Source organism: Citrobacter sp. Marseille-Q5395 (assembly GCF_947057495.1).
GTDB lineage: Bacteria > Pseudomonadota > Gammaproteobacteria > Enterobacterales > Enterobacteriaceae > Citrobacter > Citrobacter murliniae.
In genome coordinates, this window is sequence record NZ_CAMSEL010000018.1 from 82254 (window position 1) to 103079 (window position 20826).

General features: G+C 53.2%; 21 protein-coding genes. 16 read left to right on the forward strand and 5 right to left on the reverse strand.

Annotation, left to right across the window (positions count from 1 at the left end):
* Positions 1-34: 34 nt before the first annotated feature.
* From rhaB to rhaM, 5 genes are all read left to right on the forward strand, one after another.
* Positions 35-1504: a rhamnulokinase gene (rhaB, locus tag OH663_RS19305; protein WP_045449269.1), complete on the forward strand. Its 1470-nt coding sequence runs from the start codon at positions 35-37 to the stop codon at positions 1502-1504.
* Entirely contained in the window at positions 1501-2760 is a 1260-nt protein-coding gene (rhaA, locus tag OH663_RS19310; RefSeq protein ID WP_200012965.1) for an L-rhamnose isomerase, read from the forward strand. Before rhaB ends, rhaA begins: the two co-directional genes overlap by 4 nt.
* Before the next feature lie 112 nt (positions 2761-2872).
* On the forward strand, positions 2873-3700 hold the full coding sequence (rhaD, locus tag OH663_RS19315; protein ID WP_045449266.1) for a rhamnulose-1-phosphate aldolase: 828 nt from the start codon (positions 2873-2875) through the stop codon (positions 3698-3700).
* Positions 3701-3817: 117 nt separating this feature from the next.
* Complete coding sequence (gene fucO, locus OH663_RS19320) at positions 3818-4966, forward strand: lactaldehyde reductase (RefSeq protein WP_200012961.1); 1149 nt, start codon at positions 3818-3820, stop codon at positions 4964-4966.
* A complete protein-coding gene (rhaM, locus tag OH663_RS19325) occupies positions 4963-5277 on the forward strand; it encodes an L-rhamnose mutarotase (RefSeq protein ID WP_045449257.1) in 315 nt (104 codons plus the stop codon). Before fucO ends, rhaM begins: the two co-directional genes overlap by 4 nt.
* Positions 5278-5382: 105 nt before the next feature.
* Here the strand turns inward: rhaM and OH663_RS19330 are convergent, their stop codons facing one another.
* Complete coding sequence (locus OH663_RS19330; protein ID WP_045449256.1) at positions 5383-5931, reverse strand: helix-turn-helix domain-containing protein; 549 nt, start codon at positions 5929-5931, stop codon at positions 5383-5385.
* 101 nt (positions 5932-6032) lie between these two features.
* Here OH663_RS19330 and OH663_RS19335 point away from each other — a divergent pair, with 101 nt between their 5' ends.
* From OH663_RS19335 to OH663_RS19360, 6 genes are all read left to right on the forward strand, one after another.
* Entirely contained in the window at positions 6033-6692 is a 660-nt protein-coding gene (locus tag OH663_RS19335) for an AzlC family ABC transporter permease (protein ID WP_045449254.1), read from the forward strand.
* Positions 6692-7015 carry an AzlD domain-containing protein gene (locus tag OH663_RS19340; protein WP_045449252.1) on the forward strand — a complete coding sequence of 108 codons (324 nt, stop codon included), beginning with the start codon at positions 6692-6694 and terminating at the stop codon, positions 7013-7015. Before OH663_RS19335 ends, OH663_RS19340 begins: the two co-directional genes overlap by 1 nt.
* 185 nt (positions 7016-7200) lie before the next feature.
* Positions 7201-7647, forward strand: a complete 447-nt coding sequence (locus tag OH663_RS19345; protein ID WP_045449250.1) for a PTS fructose transporter subunit IIA — start codon at positions 7201-7203, stop codon at positions 7645-7647.
* Between the two features lie 10 nt (positions 7648-7657).
* On the forward strand, positions 7658-9109 hold the full coding sequence (locus tag OH663_RS19350; RefSeq protein ID WP_045449249.1) for a PTS fructose-like transporter subunit IIBC: 1452 nt from the start codon (positions 7658-7660) through the stop codon (positions 9107-9109).
* Positions 9099-10211 (forward strand): aminopeptidase, encoded by a 1113-nt coding sequence (locus OH663_RS19355; protein WP_200012960.1) that lies wholly within the window; start codon positions 9099-9101, stop codon positions 10209-10211. Before OH663_RS19350 ends, OH663_RS19355 begins: the two co-directional genes overlap by 11 nt.
* An 82-nt stretch (positions 10212-10293) precedes the next feature.
* Entirely contained in the window at positions 10294-12039 is a 1746-nt protein-coding gene (locus tag OH663_RS19360; protein ID WP_045449245.1) for a putative frv operon regulatory protein, read from the forward strand.
* A 54-nt stretch (positions 12040-12093) separates the two neighbouring features.
* Here the strand turns inward: OH663_RS19360 and OH663_RS19365 are convergent, their stop codons facing one another.
* Both OH663_RS19365 and fdhD read right to left on the reverse strand, forming a co-directional pair.
* A complete protein-coding gene (locus OH663_RS19365) occupies positions 12094-12306 on the reverse strand; it encodes a YdgH/BhsA/McbA-like domain containing protein (protein WP_045449244.1) in 213 nt (70 codons plus the stop codon).
* 128 nt (positions 12307-12434) lie between these two features.
* Positions 12435-13271, reverse strand: coding sequence for a formate dehydrogenase accessory sulfurtransferase FdhD (fdhD, locus tag OH663_RS19370; RefSeq protein ID WP_200012959.1), 837 nt, complete (start codon positions 13269-13271; stop codon positions 12435-12437).
* Between the two features lie 193 nt (positions 13272-13464).
* On the opposite strand from fdhD, the gene fdnG reads away from it, so the two are divergent.
* The 4 genes from fdnG to fdhE are packed head-to-tail and all read left to right on the forward strand — an operon-like array spanning position 13465 to position 18988.
* A complete protein-coding gene (gene fdnG / locus OH663_RS19375; RefSeq protein WP_144243092.1) occupies positions 13465-16515 on the forward strand; it encodes a formate dehydrogenase-N subunit alpha in 3051 nt (1016 codons plus the stop codon).
* Between the two features lie 12 nt (positions 16516-16527).
* Positions 16528-17430, forward strand: a complete 903-nt coding sequence (fdoH, locus tag OH663_RS19380) for a formate dehydrogenase O subunit beta (RefSeq protein WP_045449238.1) — start codon at positions 16528-16530, stop codon at positions 17428-17430.
* Positions 17427-18062 carry a formate dehydrogenase cytochrome b556 subunit gene (fdoI, locus tag OH663_RS19385; protein WP_045449236.1) on the forward strand — a complete coding sequence of 212 codons (636 nt, stop codon included), beginning with the start codon at positions 17427-17429 and terminating at the stop codon, positions 18060-18062. Before fdoH ends, fdoI begins: the two co-directional genes overlap by 4 nt.
* Positions 18059-18988, forward strand: a complete 930-nt coding sequence (gene fdhE / locus OH663_RS19390; protein ID WP_200012958.1) for a formate dehydrogenase accessory protein FdhE — start codon at positions 18059-18061, stop codon at positions 18986-18988. Before fdoI ends, fdhE begins: the two co-directional genes overlap by 4 nt.
* A 36-nt stretch (positions 18989-19024) precedes the next feature.
* Here fdhE and OH663_RS19395 read toward each other — a convergent pair whose 3' ends face one another.
* On the reverse strand, positions 19025-19399 hold the full coding sequence (locus OH663_RS19395) for a type II toxin-antitoxin system VapC family toxin (protein ID WP_045449233.1): 375 nt from the start codon (positions 19397-19399) through the stop codon (positions 19025-19027).
* The gene (locus OH663_RS19400) at positions 19399-19647 is read right to left on the reverse strand and encodes a ribbon-helix-helix domain-containing protein (RefSeq protein WP_048223351.1); all 249 of its coding nucleotides are present in this window, start codon (positions 19645-19647) and stop codon (positions 19399-19401) included. Before OH663_RS19400 ends, OH663_RS19395 begins: the two co-directional genes overlap by 1 nt.
* A gap of 199 nt (positions 19648-19846) precedes the next feature.
* Here OH663_RS19400 and OH663_RS19405 point away from each other — a divergent pair, with 199 nt between their 5' ends.
* On the forward strand, positions 19847-20761 hold the full coding sequence (locus OH663_RS19405; RefSeq protein ID WP_200012957.1) for an alpha/beta hydrolase: 915 nt from the start codon (positions 19847-19849) through the stop codon (positions 20759-20761).
* The last annotated feature ends 65 nt before the right edge of the window (positions 20762-20826 follow it).

Consider the following 20826-nt stretch of genomic DNA (forward strand, 5'->3'; position numbering starts at 1 on the left):
GACTGAGCGTAATAAAACTCAGAAGGACCTCGCTATGACTCTTCGCCATTGTGTCGCTGTCGATCTCGGCGCATCCAGTGGACGCGTAATGCTGGCGCGTTACGACAGTGAACACCGCACCCTGACGCTGCGTGAAATCCATCGCTTCGTTAACTGTCTGCAAAAAACAGACGGTTTCGACACCTGGGACATCGACAGCCTGGAAAACGACATTCGCCTTGGTCTGAAGAAAGTCTGCGATGAAGGCATTCGGATAGACAGCATCGGAATTGATACCTGGGGCGTGGATTACGTTCTGATCGGCAAAAACGGTCAGCGTGTCGGACTCCCCGTCTCTTATCGCGACAGCCGCACAACGGGCGTTATGGCACATGCCATGGCGCAGCTTGGCAAAAGCGAGATCTATCGCCGTAGCGGTATTCAGTTTCTCCCCTTCAACACCTTGTATCAGCTCCGAGCCCTGACAGAACAACAGCCAGAACGGGTCTCCCAGGTGGCCCATGCCTTGCTGATCCCCGATTACTTCAGCTATCGCCTGACCGGTGAACTGAACTGGGAATACACCAACGCCACAACCACCCAGTTAGTCAATATCAACACCGACGACTGGGATGACACTCTGCTGGCCTGGACCGGTGCAGCAAAATCCTGGTTCGGTCGTCCCACACATCCGGGGAACGTTATCGGCAACTGGATTTGCCCGCAGAAAAATCAAATCCCTGTGGTTGCCGTCGCCAGCCACGACACTGCCAGTGCGGTGATCGCGTCACCGCTGGCCGATCAAAACAGTGCGTATCTCTCTTCAGGCACCTGGTCACTGATGGGGTTTGAGAGCAGAACACCGTATACCAACGATACGGCGCTGGCAGCCAATATCACTAACGAAGGCGGCGCGGAAGGACGCTACCGCGTGCTGAAAAATATCATGGGGCTGTGGCTGCTCCAGCGCGTGTTAAAAGAACGGAACATCACCGACCTGACGGCGCTTATCGCCCAAACGCAAGCCTTACCGGCCTGCCGTTCCCTGATAAACCCTAACGACGACCGCTTTATCAATCCTGACGATATGTGCGCGGAAATTCAGGCGGCATGCCGCGAAGCAGGTCAGGCCGTTCCCACGCAAGACGCTGAACTGGCTCGCTGCATTTTCGACAGCCTGGCATTGCTGTACGCCGACGTCCTGCAGGAACTGGCGGACCTTCGGGGTGAGGCATTCAGCCAATTACATATTGTCGGTGGCGGCTGCCAGAACGCGTTACTCAACCAACTTTGCGCTGATGCTTGCGGTATCCGAGTCATGTCCGGGCCAATTGAAGCCTCTACCCTCGGCAATATTGGCGTTCAACTGATGACGCTGGACGAGCTGAACAACGTCGATGATTTCCGCCAGCTAGTGATAGCCAACTATGACCTGACGACCTTCATTCCAAATCCTGAAAGTGAAATTGCCCGCTACCAGGCGCAGTTTCAATCAATACGACAGACAAAGGAGCTTTGCGCATGACCACTCAACTTGAACAAGCCTGGGAACTGGCAAAACTACGTTTTGCAGCGGTAGGTATCGATGTCGAAGAGGCATTACGCCAGCTCGATCGCCTGCCAGTCTCTATGCACTGCTGGCAGGGCGATGATGTCGCTGGATTCGAAAACCCGGAAGGTTCGCTCACGGGCGGTATTCAGGCTACCGGCAACTATCCGGGCAAAGCGCGTAATGCCGTCGAACTACGTGCCGATCTGGAGCAGGCGCTGAGCCTGATCCCTGGTCCAAAACGTCTGAACCTGCATGCTATCTATCTGGAATCCGATACGCCAGTTGCCCGTGACCAAATCAAACCCGAACACTTTAAAAACTGGGTTGAATGGGCGAAAGCAAACCAGTTAGGCCTGGACTTCAACCCATCCTGTTTCTCTCACCCGCTGAGTGCCGACGGCTTCACGCTGGCACATGCTGACGACAGCATCCGTCAGTTCTGGATTGACCACTGCAAAGCCAGCCGCCGCATTTCGGCCTATTTCGGCGAGCAATTGGGAACACCATCGGTGATGAACATCTGGATCCCGGATGGCATGAAAGACATTACCGTCGACCGTTTGGCTCCGCGTCAGCGCCTGCTGGAAGCGCTGGATGATGTCATCAGCGAAAAACTCGATCCGGCGCATCACATCGATGCCGTGGAGAGCAAACTGTTTGGCATCGGCGCAGAAAGCTACACCGTCGGCTCCAACGAGTTCTACATGGGCTATGCCACCAGCCGCCAGACTGCGCTGTGCCTGGATGCGGGTCACTTCCACCCGACTGAAGTCATTTCCGACAAGATCTCCGCTGCCATGCTGTACGTACCTCGCCTGCTGCTGCACGTCAGCCGTCCGGTCCGTTGGGACAGCGACCACGTGGTGTTGCTGGATGATGAAACCCAGGCGATTGCCAGCGAGATCGTCCGCCACAACCTGTTCGACCGTGTACACATCGGTCTCGACTTCTTCGATGCCTCAATCAACCGCATCGCGGCCTGGGTTATTGGCACCCGCAATATGAAAAAAGCCCTGTTGCGTGCGCTGTTAGAGCCGACTGAACAGCTTCGTCAGCTCGAAGCCAGTGGTGACTACACCGCACGTCTGGCCCTGCTGGAAGAGCAGAAATCTCTGCCGTGGCAGGCGGTCTGGGAGATGTATTGCCAGCGTCATGACGCTCCGGCAGGCAGCCAGTGGCTGGACAGTGTCCGCGCCTATGAAAAAGAGATTCTGAGTAAACGTAAATAACCCTGATTGCCGGATGGCGCTGCGCTGATCCGGCCTACGGAAACGACATACATCGTAGGCCCGATAAGGCGTAATCCGCCATCGGGCAACAAAACAGACAGGAACACCAAACATGCAGAACATAACCACATCCTGGTTCGTTCAGGGAATGATCAAAGCCACTTCTGATGCCTGGCTGAAAGGCTGGGATGAGCGCAACGGAGGCAACCTGACGCTGCGCCTGGATGAAGCGGATATTGCGCCCTTTACCGCCGATTTCCACAAAGAACCACGTTATATCGCGCTGAGTCAGCCGATGCCGCTGCTGGCGAACACGCCTTTTATCGTCACCGGCTCCGGCAAATTCTTCCGCAACGTCCAGCTCGATCCGGCAGCAAATTTGGGCGTAGTGAAAATCGACAGCGACGGTGCGGGCTATCACATTCTTTGGGGGCTGACCCACGAAGCCGTTCCAACTTCCGAACTGCCAGCTCACTTTCTTTCCCACTGTGAGCGCATTAAAGCCACCCACGGTAAAGATCGGGTGATCATGCACTGCCACGCGACCAACCTGATTGCCCTGACCTACGTGCTGGAAAACACCACCGCGCTGATCACCCGCAAACTGTGGGAAGGCAGCACCGAGTGCCTGGTAGTGTTCCCGGATGGCGTCGGCATTCTGCCGTGGATGGTGCCTGGCACCGATGAAATCGGGCAGGCCACCGCGCAGGAAATGCAAAAGCACTCACTGGTACTGTGGCCGTTCCACGGCGTGTTCGGCAGCGGCCCTACACTCGACGAAGCGTTCGGTTTGATAGATACCGCAGAGAAATCTGCTGAAGTTTTAGTCAAAATTTATTCGATGGGCGGTATGAAGCAAACCATCACGCGTGAAGAGCTGATTGCTCTCGGCAAACGTTTCGGCGTCACCCCGCTTGCCAGCGCATTAGAGCTGTACTGATACCTCCCACCGTAGGCCTGATAAGGCGCGCCAGCGTCGTCATCAGGTAATAACACAATGCCGGATGGCAGTTCGCTTTATCCGGCCTACAGGACATTACTTTTAAGGAGAATATTCATGAGCTTTATGTTGGCACTTCCTAAAATCAGTCTTCACGGCGCAGGGGCAATTGACGACATGGTTAATCTGGTCGCTAACAAGCAATGGGGTAAAGCGCTGATCGTTACCGATGGTCAACTGGTCAAGCTGGGCCTGCTGGATAGCCTGTTTGCCGCGCTTGATACGCATAAAATGTCGTATCACTTATTCGACGAGGTGTTCCCTAACCCAACAGAAGAACTGGTGCAGAAAGGCTTTGCGGCGTATCAGGACGCACAGTGTGATTACATTATCGCTTTCGGCGGCGGCAGCCCAATCGATACCGCCAAAGCGGTGAAAATTCTGACCGCAAACCCTGGTCCGTCTACCGCGTATTCCGGGGTGGGCAAAGTGAAAAATGCGGGCGTACCGCTGGTCGCAATTAACACCACCGCAGGCACAGCGGCAGAAATGACCAGTAATGCGGTGATCATCGATTCCGCGCGCAAGGTCAAAGAGGTCATTATCGATCCGAACATTATTCCTGATATCGCCGTGGATGACGCCAGCGTCATGCTGGAAATTCCGGCCTCTGTCACCGCGGCCACCGGTATGGACGCCCTGACTCATGCGATTGAAGCCTATGTTTCCATCGGCGCGCATCCACTGACCGACGCCAACGCGCTGGAAGCCATTCGCCTGATCAACCTGTGGCTGCCAAAAGCGGTTGACGATGGTCATAACCTCGAAGCGCGTGAACAAATGGCGTTTGGCCAGTACCTGGCGGGCATGGCGTTCAACAGCGCCGGCCTCGGGCTGGTGCATGCGCTGGCACATCAGCCGGGCGCAACGCATAACCTGCCGCACGGCGTTTGCAACGCCATCCTGCTGCCCGTTATCGAAAACTTTAACCGCCCGAACGCCGTGGCTCGCTTTGCTCGCGTAGCGCAGGCAATGGGTGTCGATACCCGAGGGATGAGCGATGAGACCGCAAGCATGGAAGCCATCAACTCTATCCGCGCGTTAAGCAAACGTGTCGGTATTCCTGCTGGATTTAGTTCGCTTGGCGTCACCAAAGAGGATATCGAAGGCTGGCTGGACAAAGCACTGGCCGATCCGTGTGCACCATGTAATCCGCGCACCGCCAGCCGCGACGAAGTCCGCGAGCTGTATCTGGAGGCGTTATGATCCGCAAAGCCTTTGTGATGCAGGTGAATGCTGATGCACATGAAGAGTATCAGCGTCGTCATAATCCCATCTGGCCGGAACTGGAAGCCGTACTGAAAGCCCACGGCGCACATCACTATGCCATTTATCTCGACCAGGAACGCAATTTACTGTTCGCCACCGTTGAGATTGAGTCCGAAGAGCGCTGGAATGCGGTAGCCAGTACCGACGTTTGTCAGCGCTGGTGGAAGCATATGCGTGACGTAATGCCTGCCAATCCGGACAACAGCCCGGTAAGTGCAGAGCTAAAAGAAGTGTTTTACCTGGAGTGATGTGTACATCGGATGGTGCTTGCGCTTGACCGGCCTACGGCGAATACAGTCCACAGGCCGGATAAGGGTGCAAGCACCATCATCCGGCACAACGTCATTTTGAGATCAGTTCTGCTCTGCCACCAGAATTGCCTGCGTGTCAGGCTCCAGCGCTTTAAAGATATGTTCCTGATCAGCGGGGTAACAAATGTAGTCCCCTTCTGCCAACTCCTCGGGGGCTTCGGTCAGTCCCACCAGCGCCTTGCCCTGCGTCACAATAATGTGCTCGACCGATCCCGGCGGATGCGGGTGAGAAATACGATCTGCTCCCGGTTGTGTCAGCAGCAAATAGATATCCCTTCTTGCACCCGGTGGACAGGCTGCCAGTAAAATCGCCTGATAATGAGCCTGCTCAGCTACCACTTTTGTCCCTTCGCCGCGACGTATCACCTGGGTTTTTTGCTCCAAAGGCTCCAGCAGCCGTGCGAAGGGAATATCCAGCGCCACACACAGCGACCACAGCGTTTCCAGGCTAGGATTTCCATTGCCCGCTTCCAGTTGCGAAAGCGTGGATTTTGCAATCCCCGCGCGTCGTGCAATCTCAGCCAGTGACAGACCGGTACGCTGACGTTCGCGCACCAGGCTTTTCGCAATCATACTGATGGGTTGGGTCATACATGACTCCATGTTTTTTATATCGAACGAATCGTTCGACTTGTAAAGCAAATCTGTTACGTTCATTATAATGGAAATTCGTTCGATATAGCCAAAACAGTATGAAACATTATTTTTCCAGTCTTAAAGGCGACACGATAAAAGCGATACTTTTAGTGTGTCTGGCGGTCGGTGTGGTGGGGATGTCTTACGGCTCACTGGCAATGGCTTACGGATTTCCACTTTGGGTACCGTTTGTACTCTCCATTACTGTGCTGGCTGGCGCATCCGAATTTATGTTTATCGGCATTGTCGCCAGCGGGGGTAACCCGCTGGCCGCAGCGGCAGCCGGGCTGCTGGTTAACGCCCGTCACGTCCCGTTTGGCGTTACGGTGCGCGACCTGGTTGGAACACGTGCCGCCAGTTTCCTCGGCTGCCATATCATGAACGATGAAAGCGTGGTGTTTGGCCTGTCGCAAAAAACACCGGAGCAGCGTAAAGCGGCCTACTGGCTGTGCGGTTTGGGCGTCGCCATTATCTGGCCATTGGGCACGCTGCTTGGGGCGATGGTTGGCAAGCTATTGCCAGCACCAGAAACCATCGGTCTGGACGCCGTATTTCCCGCCATTCTGCTGGCCTTAGTTGTTCCGGCATTTAAAAACCGTACCACACTGGTCCGCGCCTGTAGCGGTGCTGCGCTGTCGCTCGCCGCCGTACCTTTTGCCCCGGTGGGACTGCCGGTGTTGCTCTCACTGTTTGGCCTACTGACGAGGAAAAAATAATGGGTAACATGACGCTGTTTATCGTCGGTATCGCTATCCTGTCTCTGGGAACGTATCTAATGCGTTTAGGGGGAGCAAAACTGGGTAGCCGCCTGGCGTTCTCCGAGCGTTCCCAGGCGCTGCTTTCAGATGCTGCAACGGTATTACTGTTCTCCGTCGCACTGGCAACCACCTTTTATGAAGGCGAACATTTTGCCGGTATGGCGCGCCTGCTGGGTGTTGGCTTCGCCGTATTTCTCGCCTGGCGTAAGATGCCACTAATTGTGGTGATTATTGCCGCGGCGGTCGTGACAGCACTGTTGAGAATGGCAGGAATAAATTGATTCCCCCTTTAACCTGATGACGACAAATTCATCAGGTTAATTTTCCATATGATTATGTGTAGCACCCCGCAAAAACAGTACCCGACTCAGCGGTGTATTGTCACATTTCCCCGACATATTGCCTCTCATCTCTTCACCGTCCCACCGTTAAAATCAAATCAAACAGGTTTTAATGGAGTCTTACCATGGCAGCCCTCACCGCAAACTGTCTTGATCTGAATATTCAGGGCAATAGCGTTTATTCCATTCTAAAGCAGTTCGCAAATATGGCATTTAAGAACGGCTATATCACCGATCGCCCCCTGTTCCTGCAAACGCTGCTGCTACGAGAAAAATTGCATTCCACCGGATTTGGATCGGGTATCGCTGTTCCCCACGGCAAAAGCACCTGCGTGAAGCAGCCCTTCGTTCTGTTTGCGCGTAAATCCGAAAGCGTGGACTGGAAAGCCAGCGACAGTGAGGACGTCAACTGCTGGATATGCCTCGGTGTACCGCAAACCGGCGAAGACTCTCAGGTCCAAATCATCGGCACCCTGTGCCGAAAAATTATCCATCAGGATTTCATCAACCAACTGAAACAGGGCAACGCTGAACAGGTTCTTGCCTTGCTAAATCAGACCTTAACTTCATAAGGAAGCGGCTATGGAGTCATCCTTACGTTTAGTGGCGATCACCAACTGTCCTGCGGGAATCGCCCACACCTACATGGTGGCAGAAGCGCTGGAACAGAAAGCGCAGTCACTTGGCCATACGATTAAAGTCGAAACTCAAGGTTCAAGCGGCGTCGAAAACCGCCTGACCAGCGAAGAAATAGCCGCTGCGGACTACGTGATTCTGGCAACGGGACGCGGATTAAGCGCCGAAGATCGGGTTCGGTTCTCCGGGAAGAAAGTGTATGAGATCGCTATTTCCCAGGCGCTGAAAAATATCGATCAGATATTCACGCAACTTCCTTCACATTCGCAGCTGTTTACAACAGATAGCGGCATGAAATTAGGTAAACAGGATGTTCAGCAAGGCAGTGTGATGAGTCATCTGATGGCGGGAGTTTCCGCCGCGCTGCCGTTTGTTATTGGCGGCGGTATTCTGGTTGCGCTCGCCAATATGCTGGTGCAGCTCGGTTTACCGTATACCGATATGTCGAAAGGTGCGCCGTCGTTTACCTGGGTAGTCGAGTCTATCGGCTATCTCGGCTTCACCTTTATGATCCCGATTATGGGCGCATACATCGCATGGTCGATTGCTGATAAACCCGCTTTCGCTCCGGCATTTCTGGTTTGCTATCTGGCGAACGATAAAGGATTGCTGGGCACCCAGTCTGGTGCGGGTTTTCTCGGCGCGGTGGTGCTGGGACTGGCGGTCGGCTATTTCGTGCTGTGGTTTCGCAAAGTACGCCTCGGCAAAGCGCTCCAGCCGCTGCTCGGCTCAATGTTGATCCCATTCGTGACTCTGCTGGTGTTTGGGGTATTGACCTGGTATGTCATTGGCCCGGTGATGTCCGACATCATGAGCGGATTACTGCACTTCCTGAACACTATTCCCCCATCAATGAAAATGGGTGCAGCCTTTCTTGTCGGAGCGATGCTGGCATTCGACATGGGCGGACCAATCAACAAAACTGCATGGTTCTTCTGCTTCTCACTCCTGGAAAAACAGATCTACGACTGGTACGCCATCGTCGGTGTAGTGGCACTGATGCCCCCCGTCGCAGCGGGTATCGCTACATATCTGGCGCCTAAACTGTTTACTCAACAGGAGAAGGCCGCCGCCAGTAGTGCGATTGTGGTAGGCGCAACGGTTGCGACTGAACCCGCAATCCCTTACGCGCTGGCCGCACCGTTACCGATGATCACTGCCAATACGCTCTCTGGCGGTATTACTGGCATGCTGGTAATCGCCTTCGGAATCAAACGGCTGGCGCCGGGATTAGGTATCTTTGATCCGCTGATCGGCCTGATGTCGCCGGTTGGGTCGTTTTATCTGGTGCTGGCAATCGGTCTGGCACTGAACATTGCGTTAATCATCATCCTTAAAGGACTGTGGCTCAAACGGAAAGCTAAGGCCGCGCAGCAGGAGCTTGCACATGAACAATGAATTACTTCAGCAGTTATGCGAGGCCAGTGCCGTCAGCGGCGATGAGCAGGAAGTGCGCACCATCCTCATCAATTCGCTAGAGTCCTGCGTGGATGAAATTACCTTTGACGGTCTGGGTAGTTTTGTCGCCCGCAAAGGACATCGGGGACCGAAAGTTGCAATCGTCGGCCATATGGATGAAGTCGGTTTTATGGTGACGCATATCGACGCTAGCGGTTTTCTGCGTTTTACCACTATTGGTGGCTGGTGGAACCAGTCGATGCTCAACCATCGGGTAACCATTCGCACCCGCGAAGGATGTAAAATTCCTGGCCTCATTGGCTCCGTAGCGCCCCATGCTTTAACGGAAAAGCAGAAACAACAACCACTGAACTTCGACGAAATGTTCATTGATATTGGTGCGAAAAGTCGTGAGCAGGTGGAAAAACAGGGCATCGCCGTCGGTGATTTCATCAGCCCGGAGGCGAATTTCGCTCGTTGGGGTGAAGATAAAATAGTGGGTAAAGCGCTGGATAATCGCGTCGGTTGCGCTCTGATGGCGGAGCTGTTGCAGACGGTGGATAACCCTGAAATTACCCTGTACGGCGTCGGCAGCGTGGAGGAAGAAGTTGGGCTGCGCGGAGCGCAAACCTCAGCCGAGCACATTAAACCTGACGTGGTGATCGTGCTCGATACCGCCGTCGCGGGCGACGTGCCGGGAATCGACAGCATCAAATACCCGCTGAAACTGGGTGATGGGCCAGGCCTGATGCTGTTTGATAAACGCTATTTTCCTAACCAGAAGTTGGTCGCCGCGTTAAAAGAGAGCGCGGAAAGCAGTGGTGCCCCGTTGCAATTTTGCACCATGAAAACCGGCGCAACGGACGGCGGTCGCTACAACGTGATGGGCGGCGGTCGCCCCGTCGCGGCATTGTGCCTGCCCACCCGCTATCTGCACGCCAACAGCGGCATGATTTCTGCAACAGACTATGACGCCCTGTTTACGCTGGTGCGAGAACTGTTGTGTTCACTGACTGCAGAGAAGGTCGAAGAGTTTACCCACTTTCGCCAGGATATCGATACACGAACTCGTTCGGGTTACATCAAAGCGGCAAATGAATGAATCCACAGGAGCGTACAGGTAGTACGTAACCGGGGTGAATGAATACGGCCAACGCAGAAGCAGCCTGAAAGAGGAAATGTATATGTTGAACGACCGCCAGTTAAAGATCGTGGACATTCTGGAACAGCAGGCCAGCCCGCTTAGCGAGCTGGCACGACAAACTGGCGTTTCGGGCAGAACCATCCTGCGTGATATTGATTACCTTAATTTTACTCTGAGCGGCAAAGCGCGTATCCAGCCAGGTGGCAGCGCGGGATATCAGTTGGATATTGTTGACAGACGTAGCTACTTCCAGCTTCTGCAACGACATGATAATGATGACCGGTTGCTGGCGTTTCTATTACTGAACACCTTCACGACCCGCCTGCAGCTGGCGTCTGCGTTAAACTTACCCGAGACCTGGGTGGCCGACAGATTACCGCGCCTGAAGCAACGCTATGAGCGCACATTTAGCATTTCCAGCCGTCCGGGCGTGGGGCACTTCATTGATGAGCCGGAAGAAAAACGTATTATTCTGCTGGCGAACTTGTTCAAAAAAGACATGTTCCTGATCCCGCTACCAGGCCTCACACATGACAATATTGAACGGCTCAACGTTGCATGTGAAGGCCTCGATGAACTCCCCCTGATATCAGGTGAATACCTCGCCAGCCTGGTACTGGCGGTCTATGCCTTGCGCAATCAGCTCACCGCCTGCTGGCCCGAATGTCGGCATACGTCGCTGAAAAATACCGTGGAACAGAGTGGGATCTACCTGGGAGATAACGCATTCAGAACGCTGAGTGGGTTGCTGGAAATGCAGCAACAGCAAGCCGCGGCGATAACCCCCGGTGCTATAATTTCAGTGCTACAAAAGTTACCGGGCACCACCTCACTCAACATTATCGATAGCCAGTTGGTTGATAACATCACCGGACACTTACTGAGATGTGTTGCAGCACCTGTCTGGATACCTGAACATCGCCAGAGCAGCATGAACAATCTAAAAGCAGTCTGGCCAGCCGCCTTCGATATGAGTTTGCGTTTTATTGCCCTGCTGCGTGAGCAGTTAAATACTCCACTTTTTGATAGTGATCTGACCGGGCTGTATTTTGCCTGCGCACTGGAACGGCATCAAAATGAGCGTCAGCCCATTATGTTGTTATCTGACCAAAATGCGATTGCCACGATTAACCAGCAAGCCATTGAACGGGATGTATTAAATTGCCGGGTAATCATTGCGCGTACGCCTGGCGAACTGAATGCAATTTTCCAGGAAGTGAAACCGTTACTGATCATCAATAACAGCCATTATTTACTTGATGATTCAGTAAAAAATGTCATCACCATTAAAAGCATCATTACCTCGGCAGGAACAGAGCAGATCAAAAACTTTCTTGCCACGGCCTTTATTCGCCAGCAGCCGGAGCGTTTTTTTTCAGCGGCGGGTAGCTTTCATTATCCGAATACACCGGACGAAAGCTGGCGGAGCATTATTGTGAAAATTTGCGCACAGCTCGTGACGCAAGAACATATGACTGATGATGAAGCGCGGCATATCTGCGCTCGCGAGAGCGAAGGTGAAAATCTGATTGTCAACCGGCTGGCGATCCCCCATTGCTGGAGTGAGCAGGAACGCCGCTTTCGCGGTTTTTTTATTACTCTCACCCATTCGGTGCAGGTTAACAACGAACCGGTCAGCCATGTCCTTATCGCATGTGCCGCCGCCGACGCACGGCATGAATTAAAAATCTTCAGTTATCTGGCCAGCGTGCTGTACCGCCATCCAGCCGAAGACATTATCGAATTAACTGGCTATGAAGCATTTATCTCGCTACTAAAAGAGTAACCACAGAAATGAAAAAAGCGCCCTGAGGCGCTCTTTCAACAATGGTCTGCAATATTATTTCAGCAGTTCAGCGGTCATATGCACGCGGTTACCGGTGTATGCCTGAGTAATTTTATAATCGCTGGCACCTGCACGTTCAGCCTGTGCAGCGATTTTAGCTTCAGCGCTGTCCAGTGTAGAACCGGTTGCAGTAACTGATTGAGCAGCGAAAGAACCGAATGAAGTAGCGAGAGCGATAACTGCGACAAAAGTTTTGATGCTTTTCATGATATAAACCCTTTAACTTAGTTGTTTGAATAAGGCACCGTGCCTTGATGTGATAAATAATAGCCTTCACATCACACAACTAAAAGCGGAAGGATTTGCCAGTCTTGTTCAATTTTTTTGAATTTATATTATTCAGCAATCAGACGCTGTGGGTGCGTATAAATTGTCGCCCTACCCGGTTTGCAAAAACCCACCAGCGTCAGGTTACAACGTTCGGCAACTTCAACGGCGAGCGTCGTAGCCGCAGAAACAGCGAACAGGATCTCAACACCACACATCGCTGACTTCTGCACCATCTCATAGCTGGCACGACTGGAAACTAATACCGCCCCCTGCTGCCAACTTTCCCCTTCGATTGCGCGCCGCCCCAGTAATTTATCCAGTGCAACATGGCGGCCAACATCTTCATGCCCGCCCGCCAGAATCCCCGACGGCTGTACCCAGGCCGCCGCATGCGTGCAGCCAGTACGTTGACCTACGGGCTGGAAATCATTCAGATGCGTTAATGCGCGATCGAGGTCCGCCAGATCAAATGTCTGCGTAAACGGCAGAGGCTGGACCGGCTTACCAATGTCATTGAGTTGTTCCACGCCGCAAACGCCGCAGCCAGTGCGACCTGCCAGTGCGCGACGACGCTCCTTCAACCCCATAAAACGGCGGCTGGAGAGTTCAACCTGCACCTCAAGTCCGTTACAGGAAGGAACCACGTCCATCCCGAAGATATCCTGCGGGCTCTCAATAATGCCTTCAGAAAGCGAAAAGCCCAGCGCGAAATGCTCAAGATCTTTCGGTGATGCCATCATCACCACGTGTGAAATCCCGTTGTAAACCAGCGCAACAGGCACTTCTTCAGCCACCTCATCCGGCTGAGGATGTTGCAAATCCTCACGTTTCCAGAGGGTCAACTGACGTGATCCCGTAACAGTCGTCACATTTTGGTTGTTTTCTTGAATAATCTTATTCACTTTCTTTTAACCATATTGGAACACACATACCAACATTGTGGTATTCTTTACAAACCCCTCCTGGACGGAGGGAAATTCACCCAATTCTGGACCTTTGCGGTCCCGTCCGCAAAGAAAAATAACAACCACTTCCCTCGCGTTCGCGTTACAAAAAACGAAGGGAACGTGACAATGTCGAAACAAGGAGCGAACCATGCAGGTCAGCAGAAGGCAGTTCTTTAAGATCTGCGCTGGCGGTATGGCAGGCACCACGGCAGCGGCACTGGGCTTTGCACCCGGCGTAGCGCTAGCGGAAACACGGCAATATAAATTGCTGCGCACCCGCGAAACCCGTAACACCTGCACTTACTGTTCCGTTGGCTGTGGACTGTTAATGTACAGTCTCGGTGACGGAGCAAAAAACGCCAAAGCATCCATCTTCCATATCGAGGGTGATCCGGACCATCCGGTCAACCGTGGTGCGCTTTGCCCTAAAGGGGCCGGTTTGGTGGATTTTATCCATTCCGAAAGCCGCCTCAAATTCCCGGAATACCGCGCGCCTGGCTCCGATAAATGGCAACAAATCAGTTGGGATGAGGCATTTGACCGCATCGCTAAACTGATGAAAGAAGACCGTGACGCAAACTACGTTGCGCAGAACGCCGAAGGCGTTACCGTTAACCGCTGGCTTTCAACCGGGATGCTGTGTGCTTCCGCTTCCAGTAATGAAACCGGCTACTTAACGCAAAAATTCTCTCGCGCGCTCGGTATGCTCGCGGTCGACAACCAGGCGCGTGTCTGACACGGACCAACGGTAGCAAGTCTTGCTCCAACATTTGGTCGCGGTGCGATGACCAACCACTGGGTCGACATCAAAAATGCCAACCTTATCGTGGTGATGGGCGGTAACGCCGCTGAAGCTCACCCGGTCGGATTCCGCTGGGCGATGGAAGCCAAAATTCACAACGGCGCGAAGCTGATTGTGATTGATCCGCGCTTTACGCGAACTGCTGCGGTGGCTGATTTTTATGCCCCAATTCGTTCTGGTACTGACATTGCATTCCTGTCAGGCGTTTTGCTGTACCTGCTGAATAACGAAAAATTTAACCGCGAATACACCGAGGCCTATACCAACGCCAGCCTGATCGTGCGTGAAGATTATGGCTTCGAAGATGGCCTGTTCACCGGCTATGACGCGGATAAACGCAAGTATGATAAAACCAGTTGGAACTACGAGCTGGATGAAAAAGGCTTCGCCAAACGCGATGTCACCCTGCAACATCCGCGCTGTGTCTGGAACCTGCTGAAAACGCACGTTTCCCGCTACACGCCGGACGTCGTAGAAAACATCTGCGGTACGCCGAAAGCCGACTTCCTGAAAGTCTGCGAATATATCGCTGAAACCAGCGTGAAAGATAAAACCGCCTCGTTCCTGTACGCGCTGGGCTGGACACAACACTCCGTTGGTGCGCAGAACATTCGTACCATGGCGATGATCCAGTTGCTGCTTGGCAATATGGGTATGGCTGGCGGCGGTGTTAACGCCCTGCGTGGTCACTCCAACATTCAGGGGCTGACTGACTTAGGTTTGCTGTCACAAAGCCTGCCAGGCTATATGACGCTGCCAAGCGAAAAACAAACCGACCTGCAAACCTACCTTGCTGCTAACACACCAAAACCGTTGCTGGAAGGTCAGGTAAACTACTGGGGCAACTACCCGAAATTCTTCGTTTCGATGATGAAGGCCTTCTTTGGCGATAAAGCGACAGCGGAAAATAGCTGGGGCTTCGATTGGCTGCCGAAGTGGGACAAAGGGTATGACGTTCTGCAGTACTTCGAGATGATGAACCAGGGCAAAGTGAATGGCTACATCTGCCAGGGCTTCAACCCGGTTGCCTCATTCCCTAACAAAAACAAGGTCGTGGCTTCACTGTCGAAACTGAAGTTCCTGGTAACTATCGATCCGCTCAACACCGAAACGTCCACCTTCTGGCAAAACCACGGTGAGTCGAACGATGTTGATCCCTCGAAAATCCAGACTGAAGTTTTCCGCCTGCCGTCCACCTGCTTCGCGGAAGAAAACGGTTCTATCGTTAACTCTGGTCGCTGGCTGCAATGGCACTGGAAAGGTGCGGATGCCCCAGGGATTGCCGCCACTGACGGTGAAATCCTCGCCGGTATCTTCCTGCGTCTGCGTAAAATGTACGCCGAACAGGGCGGCGCAAACCCGGAACAGGTGCTGAGTATGACCTGGAACTACTCCACACCACATGAACCGGCTTCGGAAGAAGTGGCGATGGAGAGTAACGGTAAAGCGTTGGCCGACATCACCGATCCGGCTACCGGCGCGGTTATCGTCAAGAAAGGCCAACAGCTTAGCTCGTTTGCCCAGTTGCGCGATGACGGTACGACCTCCAGCGGTTGCTGGATTTTCGCCGGAAGCTGGACGCCGGAAGGCAACCAGATGGCGCGTCGCGATAACGCCGACCCGTCGGGCCTTGGCAATACGCTGGGCTGGGCATGGGCATGGCCGCTCAACCGGCGCATTCTGTATAACCGTGCCTCCGCTGACCCACAGGGTAACCCGTGGGATCCGAAGCGCCAGATCCTGAAATGGGATGGGGCGAAATGGAGCGGGATGGATATTCCGGACTACAGCGCCGCCGCACCTGGCAGCAATGTCGGACCGTTTATCATGCAGCCCGAAGGTATGGGACGTCTGTTTGCTATCGATAAAATGGCAGAAGGCCCATTCCCGGAACACTACGAGCCGTTTGAAACCCCACTGGGGACTAACCCGCTGCACCCGAACGTTATCTCTAACCCTGCCGCCCGTATCTTTAAAGGCGACGAAGAAGCACTGGGGAAAGCAGATAAGTTCCCGTACGTCGGGACAACGTATCGCCTGACTGAGCACTTCCACTACTGGACCAAACATGCGCTGCTGAACGCCATCGCCCAGCCAGAACAGTTTGTAGAAATTGGTGAGAAGCTGGCGAATAAGCTCGGTATATCCCACGGCGATACTGTCAAAGTCTCCTCTAACCGCGGCTACATTAAAGCCAAAGCAGTGGTGACAAAACGCATTCGCACGCTGAAGGCAAACGGTCAGGATATCGACACTATCGGTATTCCTATTCACTGGGGCTACGAAGGCGTGGCGAAAAAAGGCTTTATCGCTAATACGTTAACGCCATTCGTCGGTGATGCGAACACGCAGACACCGGAATTTAAGTCCTTCCTCGTGAACGTGGAAAAGGTGTAACGGAGACGACCTATGGCTTATCAATCGCAAGACATCATTCGTCGTTCCGCCACTAACGGTTTCACGCCCGCGCCTCAGGCGCGGGACCATCAGGAAGAGGTGGCAAAGCTTATCGACGTCACCACCTGCATCGGCTGTAAAGCATGTCAGGTGGCGTGTTCGGAATGGAACGATATCCGTGATGAAGTGGGTAACAACGTTGGGGTATATGACAACCCGGCTGATTTAACCGCCAAATCCTGGACGGTGATGCGTTTCTCGGAAGTGGAACAAGACGACAAACTCGAATGGCTTATCCGTAAGGATGGCTGTATGCACTGCGCCGATCCGGGCTGCCTGAAGGCATGTCCGGCTGAAGGCGCAATCATTCAGTATGCCAACGGTATCGTCGACTTCCAGTCCGAGCAGTGTATTGGCTGCGGTTACTGCATCGCGGGCTGCCCGTTCGACGTGCCACGACTCAACCCGGACGATAACCGCGTCTATAAATGTACGCTGTGCGTTGACCGTGTCGTGGTCGGGCAAGAACCGGCCTGCGTGAAAACCTGCCCAACCGGCGCGATTCATTTCGGTACCAAAGAGTCGATGAAAACGCTGGCAGGCGAGCGCGTGGCGGAGCTGAAAACTCGTGGTTACGACAATGCGGGTCTGTACGATCCAGCGGGTGTTGGCGGTACGCACGTAATGTATGTATTGCACCACGCCGACAAGCCGAATCTGTATCACGGCCTGCCGGAGAACCCGGAAATCAGCGCCACCGTGAAGTTCTGGAAAGGCATCTGGAAACCCCTCGCAGCCGTCGGCTTTGCAGCGACATTTGCGGCCAGTATCTTCCATTACGTCGGTGTCGGTCCGAACCGTGCGGAAGAGGAAGAAGACAATCTGCATGAAGAAAAAGACGAGGTGCGCAAATGAAACGACGTGACACCATCGTGCGCTACACGGCGCCGGAACGCATCAACCACTGGATCACCGCCTTCTGTTTCATCCTGGCGGCAGTGAGCGGGATGGGCTTTCTCTTCCCGTCTTTTAACTGGCTGATGCAAATTATGGGCACTCCACAACTGGCGCGAATTCTGCACCCGTTTGTCGGTGTGATCATGTTTGCCTCGTTTATCATCATGTTTTTCCGTTACTGGCACCACAATCTAATCAATCGGGATGATATCTTTTGGGCGAAGAATATTCGTAAGATCGTCGTCAACGAGGAAGTAGGTGACACGGGACGTTATAACTTCGGCCAGAAATGCGTATTCTGGGCGGCGATTATCTTCCTGGTCCTGTTGCTGGTGAGTGGAGTGGTCATCTGGCGTCCATATTTTGCGCCTGCTTTCTCAATCCCGGTGATCCGATTCGCGTTAATGCTGCATTCATTTGCCGCAGTAGCGTTAATTGTGGTTATCATGGTGCACATTTACGCCGCCCTTTGGGTGAAAGGCACCATTACCGCGATGGTGGAAGGATGGGTCACCAGTTCATGGGCGAAGAAACATCACCCACGCTGGTACCGTGAAGTCCGCCAGAAACAGGAAAAGTCATCTGAATGAGTATTCGCATAATCCCGCAAGATGAGCTGGAGAAGAGCGATAAACGCACGGCGGATATGATTCCGCCGTTATTATTCCCCAGGCTCAAAAATTTGTATAACCGCCGTGCTGAACGTCTGCGCGAGCTGGCTGAAAACAACCCGCTGGGTGATTACCTACGCTTTGCCGCGCTGATCGCCCATGCACAGGAAGTGGTGCTGTACGACCATCCGCTGCAGATAGACCTGACCGCACGCATCAAAGAAGCAAACGATCAGAGCAAGCCGCCGCTGGATATCCACGTCCTTCCACGCGATAAGCACTGGCAAAAGCTGCTGCAATCGTTAATTGCTGAGCTGAAACCGGAAATGAGCGGTCCTGCTTTAGCGGTGATCGAGAATCTGGAAAAAGCCTCAGAGCAAGAGCTGGAACTGATGGCCAGTGCGCTGTTCGCTTCTGATTTTGCGTCTGTCAGCAGCGATAAAGCGCCGTTCATCTGGGCCGCTCTGTCACTCTACTGGGCGCAAATGGCAAGCCTGATCCCCGGAAAAGCGCGTGCAGAATACGGTGAACAACGCCAGTTCTGCCCAGTGTGCGGTTCGATGCCAGTTTCCAGTATGGTGCAAATTGGTACCACTCAGGGGCTGCGCTATCTGCACTGCAACTTGTGTGAAACCGAGTGGCACGTCGTGCGCGTGAAGTGCAGCAACTGCGAGCAAAGCCGTGATTTGAACTACTGGTCACTGGATAACGAGCAGTCAGCTATTAAAGCTGAAAGCTGTGGCGACTGCGGAACTTACCTGAAGATTTTATATCAGGAAAAAGACCCTAAAGTAGAAGCTGTTGCCGACGACCTCGCCTCACTGATGCTGGACGCGCACATGGAACAAGAGGGTTTTGCCCGCAGTTCCATCAACCCGTTCCTGTTTCCGGGAGAGGGAGAGTAAATTCTCTGTTGTACCGGGCGGCGTAAGTCGCCCAAGTTACCATTCGTATGGCGTCGTCACGCCCGGTATTCCGGCAAAGTCCCTGGTGTTACGCGTGACCAGTTCAAGGCGATGAACCTGCGCTGTCGCCAGAATAATGGCATCCGGAAGTTTCATCCCATACTCCTGGCGCAAAGCAACACTTCGCTCGGCAATTTCCTGCGATACACCGATAACATTAAATGCGCTCATCGCAACGCGCGTGCGGTGCTCCTGATTGTACTTTTTGGCACCAACCATCACTTCCATCCAGGTAATAAGGCTAATCGCATTCTGCGGCGGCCATGCATCTAACGCTTGTTTTGCTTCGCGCCGCCCGCTGAATAAGTCGATTAAAATATTGGTGTCAAAAAGTGCCGATCCATTAGCCATTACCACTCCTCACGCAGTTTGCGCTGGTATTCCACACCGTCTTCTTCACAGCCCTGCCATAAGCCAAGTGCGCTGGAAATCGTGGTTTCTGCCTGCTCCTGTCTTTCCAGATATTGCTCAACCGCCTCTCGCAACAGTTCCGCGCGGGGAAGATTGCGCTGCACTTTGAGATCGTCCAGTCGTTTAATCACTTCATCTGATAAATCGAGTAAAATTCGGCCCATACCAAGTCCAACCATCACGCTCATATATATCTCCAGTATATCACTCAAGATTAAAACACGAGCAATTTATAACCAGTAAATTCTAAAGAGAAGAGCTCTGCGAGTGGTTAATTTACTTTTGCGAGCCGCTTTCCAGAATCACTGTCCAGACAAAATTCTCCATTTTCTTTTGCTAATATCCAGGCTATAACACTGTATATTCACACAGGTTAAAGACAAAAAAATGGCACTGGAAAATGGAATTGCACAGTTGGTTGAAGAGTTTATTGCAGCGGGTCGCCCTTCTTCACGCACACAGAGTATTGATGACCGGAGAGCAGGGTACATCGCCAGTACCGTGCTCGCCGGGGAAACAGAAACCCACGTACAGGTTGAAGATATTGAACTCGATGCCATGACATTTCGCGTCGTTTCGCCGCCCGGCGTCTCGGGTTTACTGCCCTGCGTCATCTATTATCATGGTGGTTGCTTTGTCAGCGGTGGATTTACGACACATGATAACCAACTGAGGCAACTTGCCTGGTACAGCGGCTGCCGGGTGATTGCGGTGAAGTACCGCCTTGCGCCAGAACACCCTTTCCCGGCAGCACATGATGATGCCGAAAGAGGGGCTAATATCATCTGGAAGTATGCCGAGAAACTGGGTGTAGACCGCAATAACATCACGCTTACTGGCGATAGCGCGGGCGGGCATCTGGCGCTGGTCACCGCGCTACGCCTGAAAGCCAAAAATATCTGGCAACCCGCCAAGCTTATTCTGATTTACCCAATGCTGGATGCAACCGCCAGGTTTGAGAGTTACACCCGTAATGGGCAGGATTACATCATTACTCGCGACACGCTGCTGTCTGGCTATGAGATGTATTTGTCGCATACCGATCCTCTCCACCCTGAGGCCAGCCCATTGTGGCGGGATGATTTCAACGGTTTACCACCCACACACATTATTACCGCTGAATTTGACCCACTACGCGATGAAGGTGAAGCCTTGTATCAACGGTTCCTGGAGCAAGGTGTGGAATGCACCTGCCAGCGTTATTTCGGTGTCATCCACGGTTTTTTTCAGCTTGCAGGTATTAGCCATGCGGCACGCAATGCTATACGTGACGTGGCCTGGAGAGTGGGATACCTTCAATGATGTAGTAAAAACTATTTCTTTGTGAAGCCAAAGGTGCAGCGAAGCCGAGCATCACAAGGCGCTCG

What these genes read in the sequence shown, in the direction of transcription:
- rhaB (WP_045449269.1), top strand. Translation starts at nt 35, where the DNA reads ATGACTCTTCGCCATTGTGTCGCTGTCGATCTCGGCGCATCCAGTGGA.
- rhaA (WP_200012965.1), top strand. Translation starts at nt 1,501, where the DNA reads ATGACCACTCAACTTGAACAAGCCTGGGAACTGGCAAAACTACGTTTT.
- rhaD (WP_045449266.1), top strand. Translation starts at nt 2,873, where the DNA reads ATGCAGAACATAACCACATCCTGGTTCGTTCAGGGAATGATCAAAGCC.
- fucO (WP_200012961.1), top strand. Translation starts at nt 3,818, where the DNA reads ATGAGCTTTATGTTGGCACTTCCTAAAATCAGTCTTCACGGCGCAGGG.
- rhaM (WP_045449257.1), top strand. Translation starts at nt 4,963, where the DNA reads ATGATCCGCAAAGCCTTTGTGATGCAGGTGAATGCTGATGCACATGAA.
- OH663_RS19330 (WP_045449256.1), bottom strand. Translation starts at nt 5,931, where the DNA reads ATGACCCAACCCATCAGTATGATTGCGAAAAGCCTGGTGCGCGAACGT.
- OH663_RS19335 (WP_045449254.1), top strand. Translation starts at nt 6,033, where the DNA reads ATGAAACATTATTTTTCCAGTCTTAAAGGCGACACGATAAAAGCGATA.
- OH663_RS19340 (WP_045449252.1), top strand. Translation starts at nt 6,692, where the DNA reads ATGGGTAACATGACGCTGTTTATCGTCGGTATCGCTATCCTGTCTCTG.
- OH663_RS19345 (WP_045449250.1), top strand. Translation starts at nt 7,201, where the DNA reads ATGGCAGCCCTCACCGCAAACTGTCTTGATCTGAATATTCAGGGCAAT.
- OH663_RS19350 (WP_045449249.1), top strand. Translation starts at nt 7,658, where the DNA reads ATGGAGTCATCCTTACGTTTAGTGGCGATCACCAACTGTCCTGCGGGA.
- OH663_RS19355 (WP_200012960.1), top strand. Translation starts at nt 9,099, where the DNA reads ATGAACAATGAATTACTTCAGCAGTTATGCGAGGCCAGTGCCGTCAGC.
- OH663_RS19360 (WP_045449245.1), top strand. Translation starts at nt 10,294, where the DNA reads ATGTTGAACGACCGCCAGTTAAAGATCGTGGACATTCTGGAACAGCAG.
- OH663_RS19365 (WP_045449244.1), bottom strand. Translation starts at nt 12,306, where the DNA reads ATGAAAAGCATCAAAACTTTTGTCGCAGTTATCGCTCTCGCTACTTCA.
- fdoH (WP_045449238.1), top strand. Translation starts at nt 16,528, where the DNA reads ATGGCTTATCAATCGCAAGACATCATTCGTCGTTCCGCCACTAACGGT.
- fdoI (WP_045449236.1), top strand. Translation starts at nt 17,427, where the DNA reads ATGAAACGACGTGACACCATCGTGCGCTACACGGCGCCGGAACGCATC.
- fdhE (WP_200012958.1), top strand. Translation starts at nt 18,059, where the DNA reads ATGAGTATTCGCATAATCCCGCAAGATGAGCTGGAGAAGAGCGATAAA.
- OH663_RS19395 (WP_045449233.1), bottom strand. Translation starts at nt 19,399, where the DNA reads ATGGCTAATGGATCGGCACTTTTTGACACCAATATTTTAATCGACTTA.
- OH663_RS19400 (WP_048223351.1), bottom strand. Translation starts at nt 19,647, where the DNA reads ATGAGCGTGATGGTTGGACTTGGTATGGGCCGAATTTTACTCGATTTA.
- OH663_RS19405 (WP_200012957.1), top strand. Translation starts at nt 19,847, where the DNA reads ATGGCACTGGAAAATGGAATTGCACAGTTGGTTGAAGAGTTTATTGCA.